Raw genomic sequence first — 18,818 nt, forward strand, 5'->3', positions numbered from 1 at the left:
ATAGTGCGGATTGCCCGTGTGAAAGTAGGTAATCGTCAGGCTCCCCAGCAGCATCAGAAACCCCACCCCACAAAAGGTGGGGTTTCTGCGTTTACGCGGCGGTAAATTCACACGACGGAGACCTTGGGCGGGCCGACCCCGGACAGCTTCGCCGCCGCAGTCGAAACCGCCGCGGCGTTTCCGCCGCCAGCGCATTACGTCGTGGTTCCTCCAGCCACGCCGGCGATGACTTCCGGCAGCGCGCGCTCAACGGCATCCATTTGACGCATGTCGGCCAACAAGGCCTCATCGCGCGCGATTACTTTCGGCAAATGCGTGCGCAAAAACTCGACCCACGTCCTCGTCTTCGCGTCGATGAACTTCCGCGACGGATACAGCGCATAAACGTTCATCTTCTGCAGCGTGTAGTCCGGCAATACCCGCACCAATGTGCCATCCCTCAATCCCGCGATGGCAGCGTAAAGCGGCACCATGCCAATTCCCATGCCTTCCTGGATCGCGACGATTAGCGACTCCGCAATATTCACCTGCACAGGACCGTCGACTTCCATCACCTCGCTGCCGTTGGGGCCGTCGAGAACCCACTCGTGCGGCGCAAACGCAGGCGTATGCAGGATCAGGCACTCGTGATGTGCGAGATCGGCAGGTTGTTCGGGCGCACCGCGCGCTGCGAGATACGCGGGCGATGCGCAAAGTATGCTGAACGTCGTACCAAGCGGGAACGAGACAAGGTCGGAATCGGGTAGCGCAGAAGCGCCAATCACCGCCACATCCGCGCTGCCTTCGAAAAGATCCGGTATGCGCTGCGATAGTGTCAACTCCACGGTCACTTCGGGATAAAGCGCGCGATAGTGTGCGATGGCCGGCAGCACGTAGTGTTGTCCGATGCTCGCAAAGCTATGCATACGAAGCGGGCCGCTCGGGCGCTCATGCGCGCCGCTGGCTTCTTCTTCGGCGGTATCGACGTCGGCAAGTATTTGCTGACATCGCTTCAGATAGCGCTCACCGGCGGTAGTCAGCGCAAGACGGCGCGTCGAACGGTTCAACAAGCGTGTACGCAGATGGGCCTCGAGTTCGGACACTGCGCGCGACATCGCGCCAGTCGTCGAATTGAAGGACTGCGCGGCAGCGGTAAAACTGCCGGCTTCCACTACGCGCGAGAACACCCGCATGTTTTGTAACGTATCCATCAAACCTTCTATTTCATAGCTGAAGACGTATTGTCCGCTCGACTGATCAGCTCATTGTTGTTTGTTCTGGAAGGGACGTTCCGCGGCCGGCCCGTTAATACGGACATCGCATGCTCCTAAAATCGGCGCCTTGCTTGCCGGTGTCCACATGAACCGGCGCTTTCTTCCGCGACAAGCCGAGGCGCATTGCCTTCCAATGAAACGCCAACATGCGATCAGCCCAACCTCAGATTCCATTGAAAAGTGGCACGCGTTATTGCGCGATTTGAGCCCAGGCTTTCGCGACTGGGTGAGTACGGACGGACTCGTCTGGCTGCACCTACTGAAGACGGTCACCGCAGGATTGCTGGCACTAGGCATAGCAATGGTGCTCGATTTGCCACAACCGCGTATTGCCATGAGCACCGTGTTCGTGCTCATGCAACCGTTCAGCGGGATGGTGCTCGCGAAGAGCTTCTATCGGATTGTCGGAACGGCGGTGGGCGCGATGGCAGCGCTGACGCTCGGCGCGCTGTTCGTCCAGCAGGCTGAGTTGCACATGCTCGGCATGACCATCTGGATCAGCGCGTGTATCGCAGCGGCAGTCCGGTATCGGCATTTCAGATGGTACGGCTTTGTTCTCGCGGGTTACACGGCGGCGCTGATCGGCATTCCGACCGTCGCGGCTCCGCACGATCTTTTCCTCGCGGCGCTCACGCGCGCAGCCGAAGTGACGGTTGGAATCGTATGCTCAAGCGCGGTAAGTGCGTTGATCGTGCCTCAGCGCTCGAGCCTTGCGTTACTGCGGGCACTGGAACTCCGGTACTGTAATTTTACTGCGTTCGCGGCCGACGTGCTTTCGCGCCAAGTCAGTCGCAGCGCGTTCGAGCGGCGTTTCGCGGCTCTCGTCGACGAAATCGTTGGCTTTGAAGCAACGCGTATCTTCGCCGCTTTTGAGGATCCGGCGATGCGTTTGCGCAGTCATCGCCTCGGCCGTCTGAACAGCGAGTTCATGGATGCCTGCGCGCGTCTGCATGCGCTGCATCAGTTGCTCAAGCGCTCTCACGCCGGCAACGCGTCCGCAACGATGGCCACGATTGACCCTTGCCTTCGTGAACTTGCCGCACTGCTCACATTGCGGCGGGACGCATCTGTCGATGTATCGCATGTGAGCGCCCGACTACGCCAATTTCAGACGGCGCTTCCGCGGCATGTCCGGCAGATAAGAGGGCAGTTGCACGAGGCGTCGGCAGAATTGCTGGCGGACTTCGATACAGCAGCAGAACTGTTGTACCGCTTTGTCGATGAATGCGCGAAATACTCGGACACTTACAGCGCGCTTGCCCGGCGCGAAGATCGTCCACAAGAACGCAGCGCAAACCACTACGTCAGCATAACGAACGGTTATGTGGTTGCCTTCACGTTCATCCGCTCAGCTACGGTGATGGGCATCGCCGCCTGCTTCTGGATTGGGACCGGCTGGCCGAGCGGCGGCCTTGCTGTGATTGGCGCAGCGCTCGCTTGCGCGCTGACGTCGACCGCGCCGGACCCTACAAACATGGCTGTGCAGATGGGGCTCGGTTCCGGATTGGCGACCCTGGTTGGTTACGCATTCACCTGCTATGTGTACCCGAACATCGACGGCTTTCCACTTCTCTGCGTAATGCTTGCGCCCGTGTTGGCCACAGGTGCGTATCTGGCGACGCGGAAGCGGACAGCGGGGCTCGGCGTCGGCTTTTCGGTGTTCTTCTGTCTACTCGCTGCGCCGGATAACGTCGTGGTCTTCGAACCTGACCTGCTCATCAACAACGGCGTTGCCCTCACAGCATCGATGTTTCTGGCCGCCATTGTCCTCGCCACGGTCTTTCCCGCCGATATGCGGTGGCTCATCGAACGAATCATAGGCGATCTACGGGCGCAAGCTGTGCTCGCATGCAAAGACCAGCGGCCGGAACTCAACCAACGTTTTCAGTCGAGCACTCACGACCTCGCTTCGCAATTGCGTCTACTGCTGACGCGGCGGTCGCGGCGTCGCCGCCACGCATTGCGCTGGATGCTGGCGACGCTCGAAGTGGGCCACGCCGTAATCGATCTGCGCAACGAAGTGAGCCATGCCTATTATCTGCAACCGCTCGATCCGCGTTGGCGTCCGGCTGTCGAAGCTGTGCTCGATCGTCTCGCGCAGCTGTTCGAGCGGCCCGACGCGCGAACTTTGGACGGCGCCTTCGTAGCGGTTCGCTCGGCTATCTGGATCGCTCAGGACCTGTTGGACGCGGTTCGCACAGATCCCGGCGAACGTCACGACGTGCAGCGCATTCTCAGTTGCCTTCATTTCATCCGCACAGCTTTGCTGGACAAAGATGCGCCTTTTGCATCGCGCTGACGAAAGTAGGCGTCTGCGTCACGCGCGATCTTTCCGCCGGATGGAAAGGTCACTTCTGGGCAGCCCCGTTTATTCGCACATACAGCGGCCATATAGTTTCATCGTTGTCACGCAGTAACCGTTAGTCCTGGAGAACGAAATGAAATTGAAGATTGTCCTGGCCGTGTGCTCTCTGTTTGCCGCTGTCGCTCATGCACAGACGCCGCAGGTCGCCCCGCAACAGCAGGCGCCGCAGGCGATTGCCCAAAGCAACGATAGCGTTGCCCCGGCGAAGCCGGCTGTCGCGCCTGCGAACAACGCCGACGAGTGCGTCGGCCCTGTGAGCTTCTGCAACATTTACTTCGGCAGCTAGTAGCATCGAGCGGCATTACGCCGCGTTCGAGAGCGTGTCGCGACGCATGGATGATGACGCCGCGGCCACCGCGACAAGTCGACCGCCGACCAAAGCGCACCGCAGACGCGCGCACCGGTAGAGCGATCGCTGACCATGGAGGGACCCGTTTCATGTACGAAGACCGGATTCGCTGCGATTCGCTGCGCAATAAGATTACATCCGCCGCCGACGCAGCACTCGCAATTAAGGACGGCATGCGCGTGGGCGCGAGCGGCTTCACGCGCGCGGGAGACGCCAAAGCGGTTCCGCTTGCATTGGCCGAGCGCGCTCGCCACGAAGACAAACCGCTGCGCATCACCTTGATGACGGGTGCGTCGCTCGGCCATGACGTGGACCGCATGCTCACCGAGGCTCATGTGCTGGCGCGCCGGTTGCCGTTCCAGGTCGACAAGACGCTGCGCGACGCAATCAACCGCGGCGAGGTGATGTTCGTCGACCAGCATCTCTCGGAGACGGTCGAAATGCTGCGCGCCAACCAGCTCGGCAAACTCGATGTCGCGATCATCGAGGCCGTGGCTATCACGGAAAGCGGCGGCATAGTGCCGACCACATCGGTGGGAAACTCGGCAAGTTTCGCGATACTCGCCGATAAGGTCATTGTTGAAATCAACCTGGCGCAGCCGCTCGCATTGGAGGGGCTGCACGACATCTGGATTCCAGGCCGCCGGCCGAATCGCGACCCGCTCCCGCTCGTTCATGCGCGCGATCGCATCGGCACGCCGGCGATCGAGATCCCGGCCGACAAAATCGCGGCGATCGTTATAACCGACAAGCCAGATAGCCCTTCTACAGTGCTGCCCGCAGACACGGAGACGAATCTGATAGCGGGTCATCTGATCGAATTCTTCCAGCATGAAGTTGCGCACGGACGTATGCCGCGACGTTTGCCACCGCTGCAGGCGGGCATAGGCACGATCGCGAACGCTGTTTTGGCCGGCTTCGTGGATGCGCCTTTCGACGCGTTCGAAATTTACTCCGAGGTGCTGCAGGATTCCACCTTCGACCTGTTGGACGCCGGCAAGGTTACGTTCGCCTCGGGTGCGTCGATCACCTTATCTGCCGCGCGTCAGGCGCAGGTGTTCGGCGAGCTCGAACGTTACCGCAGCCGCCTCGTGTTGCGCCCGCAAGAAGTGAGTAACCATCCCGAAGTGATTCGCCGGCTCGGACTGATCGCATTGAACACCGCACTCGAATTCGACATCTACGGCAACGTGAATTCAACGCATGTGGGCGGCACGCATATGATGAACGGCATCGGCGGATCGGGCGACTTCGCGCGCAATGCGTCGTGTGCGATCTTCGCGACCAAGTCGACGGCGAAGGGCGGTCGCGTTTCCAGCGTCGTGCCGATGGTTCCCCACTGCGACCACAACGAGCATGACGTGGACGTGGTCGTGACCGAACAGGGTTTGGCGGATCTGCGCGGTCTCGCCCCGCGCGAGCGCGCCACGCTCATTATTCAGAACTGCGTGCATCCGCAATATCGCGAGCTGCTTCGCGACTACTACCGGGATGCGTTGCGAGCCGGAGGCCAGACACCGCATCGGCTCGAAGAGGCTTTCGCCTGGCATGCGCGGCTACGTGACACTGGGTCGATGTTGCCGGCGGCGCAGGCAGCTGCTTAAGCCAGACAAAGCTGGCGTCAGGTACGTTGCCCCCGACGCCAGCTTTGTGCAACAGCGCTACGTTTAGCCGCCGCGCCGAACGAGGCGGATGATAAACAGCAGGATGACCGCGCCGATCACAGCAGTGATGATCGAGCCGATCCAGCCGCCACCCAGCGAAATGTGCAGCACGCCGGCGAACCAACCGCCAATGAACGCGCCCACAATGCCGACGATGATGTCGACGATAAGGCCGAACCCGCCGCCTTTGACGAGCACGCCGGCCAGCCAGCCAGCGATCGCGCCGATGACAAGCCAGGCAATGATGCCGTGTTCCATAATCGAGACTCCATGGTTGAATGTGGAAAATACGCGGTGACAAAGCTTAGTCGAAGCCGGTAGGGCAGTCCATATTCAGGATGCAGAATTAACATTGTCTGAAACTGTTGTAAGCCAGATGTAGACAACGCACGCGGGCCAAAGCGACCAGGAAATTTCGACGATCAGCGCAGACCAATCGACAAAGTAATACGGAGTCCAAATATTGACGGCGGTCATCACGATAAACAAACTATCCGCACGTTTTGTATTTGTCTGGGCATCGCAAGATGCGTTACGCCTGCCTGGAAAGCCTGCCTGGAAAAATGGCCGGTTCGCTGAACCGCGTTGGTTCTCCGCCGTTCTCTTCCGTTCATGTCGTCGAGGAATGTATGAAAACTAAAGCTCTTGGCATCATTGCGGGCGCGTTGATTGCCGCCGCCCCGTTCGCGTCCTTCGCCGCAGGTTTGCCTGCTCCGTTTGAAGGAAGCAGTACCCTGCAGGCGGAAGGTGTCGTGACATCTGTCGACCGCGCAAAGCATTCCGTAACTGTGCGAGACGTGCAGGGCGGTGAGGCGTCGTTCGACATTACGGACAGCCGAGACCTGGCGCGAATCAGTCAAGGCGGCAAGGTACATATCCGTATGATGCGTACCGCTGTGATCAGGGTTACGCGCGGTGCGAACGGGGAAGGCGCAATCGCTGCTCCCGCTGCGTCACTCGGGCAGACTAACCCCGAACAGAACGTAAGCGCTCAAGTGCAGGCAATCGACCATGCTTCCGGCGTGATGGCGTTGAAAGACGCAAACGGCTCAGTCTTCCATCTTCAGGGCCGCGATCCGGCAAAGCTGGCGAACGTAACGCCGGGCATGCAAGTGTCGGTGGCGTTCGCGCCGCAAATCAATGTCGCGGTCGCCCCCGCGCAGTAACGAGCGTTTTCATGTGCCGGCGTGTTGCGTCGAGCGAACGACGCATGTGGTTTCGAACGCCGCTTCGAGCGGCACCTAGTCCGGCACGCCGGGCACAAGGCGCACACGGGTGATCTCCGAAGGTGCGCCAAGGCGCTTCGGCGGTCCCCAGTAACCGGTGCCGCGGCTCGTATATACCCACAATCCGTTCAGGCGTGCGAGGCCGGCGGTGAACGGTTGCTGAATCCGCACGAAGAAATTCCATGGGAAGAACTGGCCGCCGTGCGTGTGACCCGACAGTTGCAGCGTGAAGCCGGCTGCAGCGGCTGCTTCGGCGGAGCGTGGCTGGTGCGCGAGCAGCACTTTGATCAGCACGTCGCCCGGTGCACCCGCGATCGCTGCCATCGGGTCACTGCGGTGCAGTGGATCATGATGGCCAGCCGAATAATCGGTTACGCCGGCAATGACGGCGCGCGCGCCGTCATGCTCGACGATCACGTGTTCGTTGAGTAGCACGTTGAGTCCGAGGCGCCGGAATTCGTCGATCCACGCGTTGGCTCCCGCGTAATACTCGTGATTGCCAGTAACGAGGAACGCGCCGTGACGTGCACTCAGGCGCGAGAGCGGCTGTGTGTGATGAGTCAATTGTGGGACCGTGCCGTCCACCACGTCGCCTGTCACGGCAATGAGGTCAGGCTTCAGATGATTCACCGCGTCGACGATCGCGTCTACATAGCGGCGCTTGATGGTCGGGCCCACGTGAATGTCGCTGATCTGAACAATCGTGAAGCCATCGAGCGCGGCTGGCAGATCTTCGATCGGCACGTCGATCGTCACGACGCGGGCACGGCGGCGGGCATTGAAGAGGCCGACCAGTGTCGACAGTATTGCAAGCAACGGCACGGCAGCCGCGGTGCCGGTCCGCCAACGAGCGAGGGCGATTGTGCCCGACCAGATCGCGTCCACGGTCATCAGTGAGGCCAGCACCAGGTCGCGCGCAAATGTGAGAACCAGCAGCGAAGAGAAGAAGCCCATTGCCAGCAAGCCGACCCACGCGAGCCGGTCGCCGAGCGGTTGCTGTTTGATCGTGCGTGCAAGCATGCCGAGCGGAATAAGCAGGACCGACAGCACCAGCCACAAGCCTGCCAGCGTGCGGACGGTCGTGCCGACCGGCATGTCCGGTATCAAACGGAAGCCGACGTAAATGTGCAGCAGGATGCCAATCAGGATCAGGCGTACAAGGAACGATGAGCGGCGCATAGAGAACGTGAAGGCGGGTAGGGGCCGGAAGGATGAAGCGCCGGCGGTGGCCAGTCGCTGCGGCGATGTAACCGACTGGCTGGCTCATTCTACCGGCATGCGCAACGGCGTGCCGGCGCGTGAAATGCACGAGCGTCCGCGCGCAGTCGAGTGTTTCGCTGCAGCGCAGCGATAGCGGCAGGCAGGCCATGTGTCGACAAGGCATTTGCCTAAAGCCATCCACCATGAGCATGGCTCAGCACGCTGATAACCCTAATTAAATGGGCTTTGAATTAAGCGTGGGCGTGAACTATTCTGGAAGTGAGCCGGCTGGCGGAAAGAATCGCTGCAACGTCTATCGACACGACAGCGGTCGAATTCAGTCGGCGTTATCGCCACAAAGGCGAGGCAGGAGGCGATCATGAAGCTGCTCCGATCAGGCCATCGTTTTCACCACGGGGGGCCTGCGCGCCGTACTCATCACGTGGGATACGAGGGCAGTCATGTGATGCTGCCTCTTGTCGGCCTGTCGTTGATGGCGTTGGGTTTGTACCTTGGCGTGCGCAACATCGACTTCTCCGAGGTCGGCAAGAGCGCGCTATTCGGTGTCGTAATGCTGTGCGTCGCGCTCGGTATTGCGGGGCTGTTCGGGGTCGTCGGCGCCTGGCTGCGCTCCAATGGCGACGAAACCGTAGAAAATTTCTGCTTCGTCGGCGCGGTGATAGGCGTCGTCGTGTTTTACATCGCAATCTTCACCTGAAACGGCGTGCGTCAGACTATCCGCGCGGCCTCGGCAAAGCTCAAGCGGGGGCTGCGCGGAAACAGTTTCGACGCATCACCGTAACCGAGATTGACCAGGAAGTTCGACCGGATCGTCGTGCCGGCGAAGAACGTCTCGTCGACTTGGGTTGCGTCGAAGCCGGACATTGGGCCGGCGTCGAGACCAAGCGCGCGAGCGGCGAGGATCAGGTATCCGCCTTGCAGCGTCGAGTTGCGAAACGCCGTGTCGGCAATTGCCTTGTCATTACCGGCAAACCAGCTGCGCGCATCGGCATGCGGGAAAAGCTTCGGCAGATGCTCATAAAATGCCATGTCCATCCCGACAATGACTGTTACCGGCGCCGCCATTGTCTTGTCCACGTTACCGGGGGACAACGCTGGCCGCAGCTTCTCCTTGGCGGCCGGACTTTTGACAAAGACGAACCGTCCTGGACTGGAATTGGCCGACGTCGGGCCGAGCAGCGTCAACTCGACGAGTTGCTCGAGCAATGCGTCATCAACGGGTTTCTGCTGCCAGGCACTATACGTCCGGGCTTCCCGAAACAACTGATCGAATGACTGATCGGATAAATTCATCGTAATGGTCCAGTGAAGGTGGCGCCGCGATCGCGCAATGAGAAGCGCCAATAGAGGCATCCGCCGAGTCCAATGAAACCGCAAGCCGCTAAAGCAGGCGGGTCGTCTTTGCCACCATAATAGTCAACGTTCCATTGCGCACGCTCCGCACTCGTTTCAAGCAACCATATGACGGACCTATTCGATGACCTTCCGACGCCTGACGTCGCCTGGTATCCCGACTGGCTCGCGCCCGATAGAGCCGAGCAGTGCCTTGCGCAGCTTCTAGCCGAAGTCGAATGGCGGCAAGATACGATGGGTACGCCCGGCGGTCGCGTCGCGCTGCCGCGGCTAACCGCGTGGCAGGGCGATCCCGACGCGGTGTATGTCTATTCCGGCATACGCAATCTGCCGCAACCGTGGACGCCCACAGTCGCGGAACTCAAGACCGCTGCCGAAGCGGCCAGCAATGCGCGGTTCAATAGCGTTCTGCTCAATCGCTATCGCAGCGGCACGGACAGTATGGGATGGCATGCGGACCGCGAACGCGAGCTCGGGCCGCAGCCGGTGATCGCATCGGTCAGCCTGGGCGCGGCGCGCACGTTCGACCTGCGGCATAACAAGACCGGAACCGTTCAGTCGTTTTCGCTGAAAAGCGGCAGCCTGCTGGTCATGAAGGGCGAGACGCAGGCCGAATGGCGGCATCGGGTGCCGAAAGAGCCGCGCGTAACAGGCGAGCGCATCAACCTTACCTTCCGATGGGTCACACCCCGCGAGGAACCGGGCCGCTCATCGCGCGGATAAAGGCCTCATCGCAGATTCGACTTCCTGGACGCAGCAAAGCGCGTGTCACTCAGCAGGTAAGCACATAAAAACCAAACGCCGCTTTGCCGCCACGCCGATCCACCAGCGGCATCAGGTGCCCCCAGCTTCGCGCCCGCCGTCTCCGCATAAGCCCGCGTCCTATATCAAAATTGATATTGCCGACGCGAATCATATGATTGGACTGTTAAGGCCCGGCACACTACGCTACATCACGATCCACGCATCGCGCAGGACTTAGGGCCGCGCGGATTCGACGGGGTCGCTTACACAACAACGATCAGGAGACAGTCATGGCGAATACACGACGCGCCGCATGTCGTGCGTTGGGCGCGCTCGCGCTGTGCGCGGGTTTCGGTACGCTGACGCTGGCAACGCCCGGCGCCTATGCGCAGGACAAACAGATCACGCTGGGTTTCGCCCAGGTCGGCGCCGAAAGCGCATGGCGGACCGCCAACACGGAGTCGGTGAAGTCCGCTGCGGCCGACGCCAAAATCAAGCTCAAGTTCTCAGACGCGCAGCAAAAGCAGGAAAACCAGATCAAGGCGATCCGTTCGTATATTGCGCAGAAAGTCGACGTCATCGCTTTCTCGCCGGTCGTCGAATCGGGCTGGGAACCGGTGCTGCGCGAGGCTAAGGCCGCGAAGATTCCTGTGATTCTCACTGACCGCAACGTCGACGTCAAAGACACCTCGCTGTACGTGACGATGATCGGCTCTGACTTCCTTGAAGAGGGCCGGCGCGGCGGGAAATGGCTCGCCGATCACTATAAAGATGCGCAAGGTCCGGTCAACATCGCTGAATTGCAGGGAACTGTAGGTTCCGCGCCGGCGAACGACCGGCACGCTGGCCTCATCGAAGTGATCAAGAGCGATCCCAAGTTCAAGGTTATCGCGTCGCAAAGCGGCGACTTCACGTTGGCCGGCGGCAAGCAGGTCATGGAAGCGTTTATTAAAACTTATGGAAATAAAATAAATGTAGTTTATGCGCATAACGACGATATGGCGCTCGGTGCCATCCAGGCAATGGAAGAGGCGGGCATGCATCCGGGCAAGGACGTCATCGTCGTTTCGTTCGATGCAACCAAGGGCGGCTTCCAGGCGATGGCCGCGGGCAAGATGAATGTCGACGTGGAATGCAGCCCGTTGCTCGGACCGCAACTGATGTCGGCGGTAAAGGATGTGGTGGCCGGCAAGCCTTTGCCGAAGCGCATCCTGACCGAAGAAACCGTCTTCCCGATGAGCGTTGCGGCGCAGACGTTGCCGACGCGAAAGTACTAGGAAAAGTAATTAGTCTTCCTCGCTATTTGCCTGTATGCCATAACGGTTAATCCAGCATTGGCATTAGCAGAGGAAGCCGTAATCGAGCTTCAAAAGTTTCTCCAGCGGTGCCTGACCGTCCGATTGCTTGGGCAGCGGACGGTCTCTTTTCACCCGATGCTGGGACTTGCCGCAACGACGGCAACACAGGCACGACGCGCCAAGGCACCACGACACCAACGCACCGCCGCTCGAGCGAGGTCTATGACGCATCCCGCTTCCGAACCGAATCCGCCGGCCACGAGAACGACCCCGTCCGTTGCAGCTACCGTTGCAGTCGACGGCGACGTGGACCCCTGCGAGCCGATTCTTGCCACCACCGGTGTCAGCAAGACGTTCCCTGGCGTCAAGGCGCTCCAACGCGTCGATTTCCGATTATTCCCCGGTGAAGTTCACACGCTGATGGGGCAGAACGGAGCCGGCAAGTCCACCCTGATCAATGTGCTCACGGGCGTGATCGCACCCGACACCGGGACAATCAGGCTCGCGGGCGAAGTCGTGGCCTTCGCTTCGCCGCAGGAAGCCGAGGCGGCGGGCGTGCGCACGCTGTATCAGGAAGTGAATCTGTGCCCGAACCTGTCGGTCGCTGAAAACATTTTCGCCGGCCGGCAGCCGCGGCGGTTTGGCGCGATCGATTGGCCGGACATCAAACGCCGCGCGCAAGCTGCACTCGCACGCCTCGATATCTCGCTCGACGTGACGCGCTCGCTGGACGCCTATCCCATCGCAGTTCAGCAGATGGTGGCGATTGCCAGAGCGCTTTCCGTCGATGCACGCGTGCTCATACTCGACGAGCCCACGTCGAGTCTCGACGACAGCGAAGTTGCACAGCTCTTCAAAATACTTCGGCATCTTAAGCAATCTGGAATCGCGATTCTGTTCGTCACGCACTTTATCGAGCAGACGTATGCCATTTCCGATCGCATTACGGTCATGCGCAACGGCGAGCGAGAGGGCGAATATCTCGCGCGGAATCTATCGGCCGATCAACTGGTCGCGAAGATGGTCGGTCACGAGCGCATGAGCGAGCGCCTTCGCGAAGCCGCGCATGAAGCGTCCGCTCCGGGCGGAACGGAACGAGGCGAGCGGGCAGCGTCGGCGTTTATCGAATTGCGCGGCGTGGGCAAGCGCGGCACCTTGCAGCCGATCGACCTGGATGTCGAGCGCGGTCAGATACTCGGACTCGCCGGACTACTCGGTTCAGGCCGCACCGAGACGGCGCGGCTGTTGTTCGGCGCGGATCGCGCCGATAGCGGCACGATGCTCGTGGACGGCAAACCCGTACGGCTGCGCTCGCCGCACGATGCGGTGCGTCACGGCATTGCGTATTGCGCGGAAGACCGCAAGAAAGAGGGCATCGTCGCGGACCTGTCGATTCGCGAGAACATCCTGCTGGCATTGCAGGCAAGACGTGGATGGTGGCGCAAGATCAGCCGTCAACGCGCGCGCGAACTGGCCGACTTGTGGATCGAACGGCTCGGCATCAAGGCCTCGGACGCTGAGCAGCCTATCGGGCTTCTGTCGGGCGGCAACCAGCAGAAAGCGCTGCTTGCGCGCTGGCTCGCCACCGATCCGAAACTCCTGATTCTCGACGAACCCACGCGCGGCATCGATGTCGCCGCGAAGTTCGACATCATGGACCGTCTGCTTGCGTTGTGCGCAAACGGTCTGAGCATTCTGTTCATTTCGTCCGAGATCAGCGAAGTGCTGCGCGTCAGTCATCGCGTGGCCGTCTTGCGCGACCGCCGCAAGATCGCTGAAGTCGAGGGCAAGGCGTCGAATGAAGACAATATCTACCGACTCATCGCGGGGAGCGGCGAATGAAGCTATCGAACTGGCTCGCGCGTGACGGCGTCGAGCGTCCGTTGATCTGGCCGTGCGTGACACTGGCGTTGTTGTGCGCGTTGAACCTCTGGGTCAATCCGCACTTCCTGTCGCTGCGCATGCTCGACGGCCATCTGTTCGGCGCGCCGATCGACGTGTTGAACCGCGCCGCACCGCTCGTGCTGGTCGCGACCGGCATGACGCTCGTTATCGCGACGCGCGGCATCGACATTTCGGTGGGCGCGGTCGTCGCAATCGCCGGCGCCGCTGCGGCGACGATACTCGCGACGCAACCTGTGCCGACCGGCAGCCTGATCGCGCAGGCGTTGCTTGCGGCACTGATCGTCGGTGTGTTGAGCGGCATGTGGAACGGTTTGCTCGTGTCCTTTGTCGGCATGCAGCCGATCATTGCGACGTTGATTCTGATGGTCGCAGGCCGCGGCATCGCACAGTTGTTGACGGCCGGGCAGATCATTCCGATCGGCGCGCCCGGCTATCTGTTCGTCGGCGGCGGGTACTGGCTGGGTGTGCCGTGCTCGGTGTGGATCGCGACGATCGCCGTGCTGGCGACAGCGGCGCTCGTCGAGGGAACGGCGCTCGGGCTCTTTATCCGCGCGATCGGTGTGAATCCTGTTGCGACTCGCCTCGTCGGCTTGCGCTCGAAAGCGCTCGTTTTCGCGGTGTACGGCTTCTCCGGCCTGACCGCGGCGATGGCGGGCATCCTGATCAGTTCGAACGTGCGCAGCGCCGACGGCAACAACGCCGGCCTTCTGCTGGAACTGGACGCTATTCTTGCCGTCACGCTCGGCGGCACGTCGCTGCTTGGCGGCCGCTTCAGTTTCGCCGGCACGGTGCTCGGCGCACTGATCATCCAGACGCTGACCTACACGACGTATTCGATCGGTGTGCCGCCCGAAGCTACGTTGGTCGTGAAGGCAGCGGTCGTGCTCACGGTTAGCGTAATCCAGTCGCCAGCCGCACGCGCACTCGCAATGTCGGTCGGCATGCAGATGATCAAGCAACGCGGGGTGGCACGATGAGACGATTTTTCTCTGCGTGGGCGCATATTGTCGATCCGCGCACATTGCCCATTGCAGTCACGATCCTGCTGTTCTGCGCGCTGTTCGGCTTCGGCTCCGTGATGTACACCGGTTTCTTCTCGTGGCAGGTGTTGCTCGATCTGCTTGTCGACAACGCCTTTTTGCTGATCGTTGCGATCGGCATGACGTTCGTGATCGTGTCCGGCGGCATCGACCTGTCGGTGGGTTCCGTGGTTGCGCTCACCACCATCGTCGAAGCGGTATTGTCGGAACGCTATCACTTATCGGTGTGGGTGATCGTGCCGATTGTTCTGGTGATGGGCACCGTATTTGGCGCCGTGCAGGGCGCGCTGATTCATTTCTTTCGACTGCAGGCTTTTATCGTGACGCTCGCCGGCATGTTCTTCGCGCGCGGCTTGTGTTTCCTGATAACCACGCAGTCCATCACGATTACGGACCCGACCTTCCACGCCATCTCGGCATTCCGGCTCGACATCGGCATCGGCTCTGTGACGGCGAACGTGCTGATCGCATTCGTCGCGCTGCTCGGGGCGATCTATGTCGCTCACTTCACGCGTTTTGGACGCAACGTGTACGCGGTAGGCGGCAATGCGCGCTCCGCTTTGCTGATGGGGCTGCCGGTCGCGCATACGCGCATCGGCGTGTATGCGTTGAGCGGCTTCTGCTCGGCGCTTGGCGGGGCGGTTTTCACGTTCTACGTGCTGTCCGGCTACGGCCTGCAGGGGCAAGGCATGGAACTCGACGCCATCGCGGCGACCGTGATTGGCGGAACGCTGCTGACGGGCGGTGTCGGCTATGTGGTCGGTTCGCTGTTCGGCGTCGGCATTCTCGGCACGATTCAAACGTTGATTACGTTCGACGGCACACTCAGTTCCTGGTGGACCCGCATCGTGATCGGCGCGCTGCTTTGCGCCTTCTGTTTGCTGCAACGGCTGATCGAACGGCATGCAAAGTCGGTGCGGCGACCTGGCGGCACCGGCGCGGTCGTCACGTCGGGACGCGAGCGCGGGCAGACCGAGCCTTCAGGCGCATCGGATTCGCACGTGATAGGACGCGCGCCCGAGCAGGCGTGAGCAGGCATCTGCGGTGGCCGGCGGCGTGAGAGAGCCGCTGGCTTCGAACAGCAACCTCAGCGGCCCATCGAAACGCGCCACACCCGCCGCGTCCCTCACTCCCTCAGCGCCTGGCCACGCGTTTCCGGCAGCGTAAGCGCGGCGAGAATCACAATCCCGTAGGCTGCCGCCGCGAATGCGCCGATTGCGTGTCCAAGCGTCATCGTCTGCGACACGTAGCCGATCAGGAATGGAAACGTCGCGCCGATAGCTCGCCCAAAGTTGTAGCAGAACCCCTGGCCTGAACCGCGAATCCGCGTGGGAAACAACTCGGTCAAAAACGCGCCCATACCCGAGAAAATGCCCGATGCGCAAAATCCGAGCGGGAAACCGAGCACGAGCATCGACAGATTATCCAGCGGAAGCTGCGTGTAAATCGACGCAATCGCGCATGAGGCGACAGCGAACGCGATGAACGCGCGCTTGCGGCCAATACGGTCGCTGACATACGCGCCCGTCAGATAGCCGCAATACGATCCGACGATCACGACGCCGAGATAGCTGCCGGTGCCGATCACGCTCAAGTGCCGCTCGGTTTTCAGATACGTCGGCAGCCACGTGGTCACCGCGTAGTAGCCGCCTTGCACGCCGGTTGCGAGAATGGATGCGCGCAGCGTCGTCCAGACAATATCGCCGCGAAAAATGTCGAGCATCGAAGGACGCGCCTGGGCCGCATCCTGAGCTTCTTTTTGCCGCCGATGCACCTCCGGCTCTTCGACGAAGCGGCGGATCCAGATCACGAACGGCGCCGGCGCAATGCCGATTGCGAACAGCACACGCCACGCGTAATCGGCGGGAACGAGCGAAAACACGGCCATGAAGAGCAATGTCGACACGCCCCAGCCGATCGCCCAACCAGCCTGCACGAGTCCCACCGCCTTGCCGCGGTCGCGCGCGCGGATCACTTCGCCGATCAGCACGGCGCCCGCGGTCCATTCGCCGCCGAAACCCAGCCCCATCAATCCGCGCGCCCACAGCAGTTGCGAGAAGTTCTGCGCAAGCGCGCAGGCCAACGTAAAAATCGCGAACCACAGAATCGTGATCTGCAAGGTCTTCACGCGGCCGATGCGATCGGACAGCACGCCCGCCGCCCAGCCGCCGACCGCCGAACTCAGCAGCGTGACCGTGCCGATCAGTCCCGCATCGCCGCGCGTGATGCCCCACGTCGCGATCAGCGTCGGAATCACGAAGCTCAGGAATTGTGTGTCCATTGCATCGAGCACGTAGCCGATCTTGCAACTCCAGAACGCGCGCTTCTCGGCAGCGGAGATCTGCCGATACCACGCAAATGGGCCTTTCGCTGCGACGGAGTCGTCGTAGCGCTCGGCGTCCGCGGTCAACTGCGCTTTGGTTTCCATGCTTGAACTCCGGTCGTCGTGATGGGCCGCGTCTTGCGCGCGGCTTGCGGATGAAATGGCGCCGCGCTAGATGACGGCGAGCGAGGCGTTGGGAATGTCGGTGACGAGCATGTGTCCCGGCTTGTGCGCGATCGCGAACGGCAGGCGCGCGCTCTCTATGGCGGCTTGTGGTGTGACGCCGCATGCCCAGAACACCGGCAGTTCGTCGCTACGCACTTCGACTGCATCGCCGAAATCAGGCCGGCTCAGATCGCGAATGCCGATCAGCGACGGGTCGCCGATATGCACGGGCGCGCCATGCACGGCGGGAAAGCGGCTCGTGATCTGAATCGCGCGGATTGCGTCGGCGGCTTTCAGTGGGCGCATCGAGACGACGCGGTTGCCGCCGAACACGCCTGCGGGCACATTGCGTTCGCGGGTGCGATACATCGGTACATTGACCTGCTGTTCGATATGGCGCAGGCCAATGCCTTCGCGACGCAGCATTTCTTCGAATGAAAATGAGCAGCCGATGGCGAACACCACCAGGTCGTCGCGCCAGAGTTCGTTCAGGCTGTGCACTTCTTCGGCGCGCTCGCCGTGGCGATACACATAAAACGCAGGAACGTCGTTACGAATATCGAGGTCGGCGCCGAGCGACGGCACGCGCCACTGGCCCGTCTCGCCGATCCCCAGCAATGGGCACGCCTTTGGATTGAGCGTGCAGAAACGCAGAAAATCGGCGGCGTATTGCTGCGGAAGAATGGCGAGATTGGCTTGCGCGTAGTCACCGCAAAAGCCTGCGGTCGGGCCCGACAGACGGCCGCTGCGTATCTGCTGACGAAATTCGGATGGCGTGTAGGACATGAACGGCTCGCTTCGGATTTAACGGACTGACCTTCTGATGCGTTCCAGAGTAGTAACGTCAAAAATATCCATCCAGCGAGTTTTTCTTCCGTTCCGTTAAATTAAACTTAACGGCGGAAGTGCCGCTTTACGGCGGTCGTGCCGCCTGTTCATCCGCTCGATTGCGAGACCACATGCAATGAATACCCGCTTCGTCGAAACATTCCTGACGCTCGCCAGGCTCGGCAGTTTTCGTGCGACGGCGGCGGCGATGCACGCAACGCCTGCCGCGATTTCACTGCGTATCAAGACGCTGGAGTCGGAGCTCGGCGTCGAATTGATCGAACGCGATGCGCCCGAATTCAAGCTCACCGCAAATGGCGAGCGGCTGCTTGCGCACGCGCGCTCGGTGGTGCAGGCCACGCGTTCGCTGCAACTGGCCGCACAGGACGAAACGCAGTTGGCGACCCGGTTGCGCCTCGGCGTGATCGAGACGGTCGTGCATAGCTGGTTGCCCGACTACATTCGCATGCTCAACCTGGAGTACCACCGCATAGTCGTGGACCTGACCGTCGATTCGAGCGCCGTGCTCGGACCTCGCCTGCGCGCGGGCGAACTCGATCTCGTGATCCAGGTGGAAGAAGCGGGCGAGCGCGAGACATCGTTCGTGTCGTCGCTGCTGGCCAGTTATCCGGTGCGCTGGATCGCGCGCAGCGACCTGATTCCCGCGAGCCGTGCGAAGCATGTCGGGGCGCTGCTCCGCAAACCGGTACTCACGTTCGGTCGCGGCACGGCGCCGCAAATCGCGGTGGAGGCCATCGTGCACACGCTGGCTACGCGCGCGGGCGTACCGCTCGCCGATACGCAGGTGACGTGCATGCCGTCGGTGGCGGTCATCGTCAAACTATTGCGCGACGGCTTCGGCATCGCGGCTGTGCCCGCGCTTTTTGTCGAGCCGTATCTGACGAGCGGAGAGTTGGGGCAGTTGCAGGTGCGTCCGCTGCCGCCGCCGATCAACGTGGCGATGTACTACCGCGACGACGCCGATGTCGGCGTGCTTGCAGCGGCACGCGTTGCGCGCAATGCCTGCGATGGGTATGCGAAAGCGATGGGGCGGCAGTTGATCGAGAAGCGCCAGTGAAGCGCG

17 protein-coding genes are annotated in these 18,818 nt (G+C 61.3%); 11 read left to right on the forward strand and 6 right to left on the reverse strand.

Annotated features, from left to right (window positions below):
- Window positions 1–194: 194 nt before the first annotated feature.
- On the reverse strand, window positions 195–1,190 hold the full coding sequence (locus tag J2W46_RS26545) for a LysR family transcriptional regulator (RefSeq protein WP_310357672.1): 996 nt from the start codon (window positions 1,188–1,190) through the stop codon (window positions 195–197).
- Between the two features lie 196 nt (window positions 1,191–1,386).
- On the opposite strand from J2W46_RS26545, the gene J2W46_RS26550 reads away from it, so the two are divergent.
- The 3 genes from J2W46_RS26550 (at window position 1,387) to J2W46_RS26560 (ending at window position 5,571) form a co-directional block, all read left to right on the forward strand.
- Complete coding sequence (locus J2W46_RS26550; RefSeq protein ID WP_310357674.1) at window positions 1,387–3,552, forward strand: FUSC family protein; 2,166 nt, start codon at window positions 1,387–1,389, stop codon at window positions 3,550–3,552.
- A 139-nt stretch (window positions 3,553–3,691) separates the two neighbouring features.
- The gene (locus J2W46_RS26555; protein WP_020070277.1) at window positions 3,692–3,904 is read left to right on the forward strand and encodes a hypothetical protein; all 213 of its coding nucleotides are present in this window, start codon (window positions 3,692–3,694) and stop codon (window positions 3,902–3,904) included.
- A gap of 152 nt (window positions 3,905–4,056) precedes the next feature.
- Complete coding sequence (locus J2W46_RS26560) at window positions 4,057–5,571, forward strand: acetyl-CoA hydrolase/transferase family protein (protein WP_310357677.1); 1,515 nt, start codon at window positions 4,057–4,059, stop codon at window positions 5,569–5,571.
- 63 nt (window positions 5,572–5,634) lie between these two features.
- On the opposite strand, the gene J2W46_RS26565 is transcribed toward J2W46_RS26560, so the two are convergent.
- Window positions 5,635–5,889: a GlsB/YeaQ/YmgE family stress response membrane protein gene (locus tag J2W46_RS26565; RefSeq protein WP_310357680.1), complete on the reverse strand. Its 255-nt coding sequence runs from the start codon at window positions 5,887–5,889 to the stop codon at window positions 5,635–5,637.
- 371 nt (window positions 5,890–6,260) lie between these two features.
- Between J2W46_RS26565 and J2W46_RS26570 the strand changes: the two genes are divergently transcribed.
- Window positions 6,261–6,797, forward strand: a complete 537-nt coding sequence (locus J2W46_RS26570; protein ID WP_288827901.1) for a hypothetical protein — start codon at window positions 6,261–6,263, stop codon at window positions 6,795–6,797.
- Window positions 6,798–6,872: 75 nt separating this feature from the next.
- Here the strand turns inward: J2W46_RS26570 and J2W46_RS26575 are convergent, their stop codons facing one another.
- On the reverse strand, window positions 6,873–8,036 hold the full coding sequence (locus J2W46_RS26575) for a metallophosphoesterase (RefSeq protein WP_310357683.1): 1,164 nt from the start codon (window positions 8,034–8,036) through the stop codon (window positions 6,873–6,875).
- 400 nt (window positions 8,037–8,436) lie between these two features.
- Here J2W46_RS26575 and J2W46_RS26580 point away from each other — a divergent pair, with 400 nt between their 5' ends.
- Complete coding sequence (locus tag J2W46_RS26580) at window positions 8,437–8,775, forward strand: hypothetical protein (RefSeq protein WP_027804984.1); 339 nt, start codon at window positions 8,437–8,439, stop codon at window positions 8,773–8,775.
- Between the two features lie 11 nt (window positions 8,776–8,786).
- Here J2W46_RS26580 and J2W46_RS26585 read toward each other — a convergent pair whose 3' ends face one another.
- On the reverse strand, window positions 8,787–9,371 hold the full coding sequence (locus J2W46_RS26585) for a malonic semialdehyde reductase (protein ID WP_310357687.1): 585 nt from the start codon (window positions 9,369–9,371) through the stop codon (window positions 8,787–8,789).
- Between the two features lie 168 nt (window positions 9,372–9,539).
- Here J2W46_RS26585 and J2W46_RS26590 point away from each other — a divergent pair, with 168 nt between their 5' ends.
- The 5 genes from J2W46_RS26590 (at window position 9,540) to yjfF (ending at window position 15,449) form a co-directional block, all read left to right on the forward strand.
- Window positions 9,540–10,154, forward strand: a complete 615-nt coding sequence (locus tag J2W46_RS26590) for an alpha-ketoglutarate-dependent dioxygenase AlkB family protein (protein ID WP_310357692.1) — start codon at window positions 9,540–9,542, stop codon at window positions 10,152–10,154.
- Window positions 10,155–10,465: 311 nt separating this feature from the next.
- The gene (locus J2W46_RS26595; RefSeq protein ID WP_020070285.1) at window positions 10,466–11,452 is read left to right on the forward strand and encodes an ABC transporter substrate-binding protein; all 987 of its coding nucleotides are present in this window, start codon (window positions 10,466–10,468) and stop codon (window positions 11,450–11,452) included.
- A 243-nt stretch (window positions 11,453–11,695) separates the two neighbouring features.
- The gene (locus tag J2W46_RS26600; RefSeq protein WP_310357694.1) at window positions 11,696–13,315 is read left to right on the forward strand and encodes a sugar ABC transporter ATP-binding protein; all 1,620 of its coding nucleotides are present in this window, start codon (window positions 11,696–11,698) and stop codon (window positions 13,313–13,315) included.
- Window positions 13,312–14,355, forward strand: a complete 1,044-nt coding sequence (locus J2W46_RS26605) for an ABC transporter permease (protein ID WP_204523412.1) — start codon at window positions 13,312–13,314, stop codon at window positions 14,353–14,355. The genes J2W46_RS26600 and J2W46_RS26605 overlap by 4 nt, the downstream gene beginning before the upstream one ends.
- Complete coding sequence (gene yjfF / locus J2W46_RS26610; protein ID WP_020070288.1) at window positions 14,352–15,449, forward strand: galactofuranose ABC transporter, permease protein YjfF; 1,098 nt, start codon at window positions 14,352–14,354, stop codon at window positions 15,447–15,449. Before J2W46_RS26605 ends, yjfF begins: the two co-directional genes overlap by 4 nt.
- Before the next feature lie 95 nt (window positions 15,450–15,544).
- Here yjfF and J2W46_RS26615 read toward each other — a convergent pair whose 3' ends face one another.
- On the reverse strand, window positions 15,545–16,846 hold the full coding sequence (locus tag J2W46_RS26615; RefSeq protein WP_020070289.1) for an MFS transporter: 1,302 nt from the start codon (window positions 16,844–16,846) through the stop codon (window positions 15,545–15,547).
- A gap of 66 nt (window positions 16,847–16,912) precedes the next feature.
- The gene (locus J2W46_RS26620) at window positions 16,913–17,692 is read right to left on the reverse strand and encodes a putative hydro-lyase (protein ID WP_087754522.1); all 780 of its coding nucleotides are present in this window, start codon (window positions 17,690–17,692) and stop codon (window positions 16,913–16,915) included.
- A 178-nt stretch (window positions 17,693–17,870) separates the two neighbouring features.
- On the opposite strand from J2W46_RS26620, the gene J2W46_RS26625 reads away from it, so the two are divergent.
- Entirely contained in the window at window positions 17,871–18,812 is a 942-nt protein-coding gene (locus J2W46_RS26625) for a LysR family transcriptional regulator (protein WP_310357699.1), read from the forward strand.
- The last annotated feature ends 6 nt before the right edge of the window (window positions 18,813–18,818 follow it).

The sequence above is a fragment of the Paraburkholderia strydomiana genome, from assembly GCF_031456815.1.
GTDB lineage: Bacteria > Pseudomonadota > Gammaproteobacteria > Burkholderiales > Burkholderiaceae > Paraburkholderia > Paraburkholderia caledonica.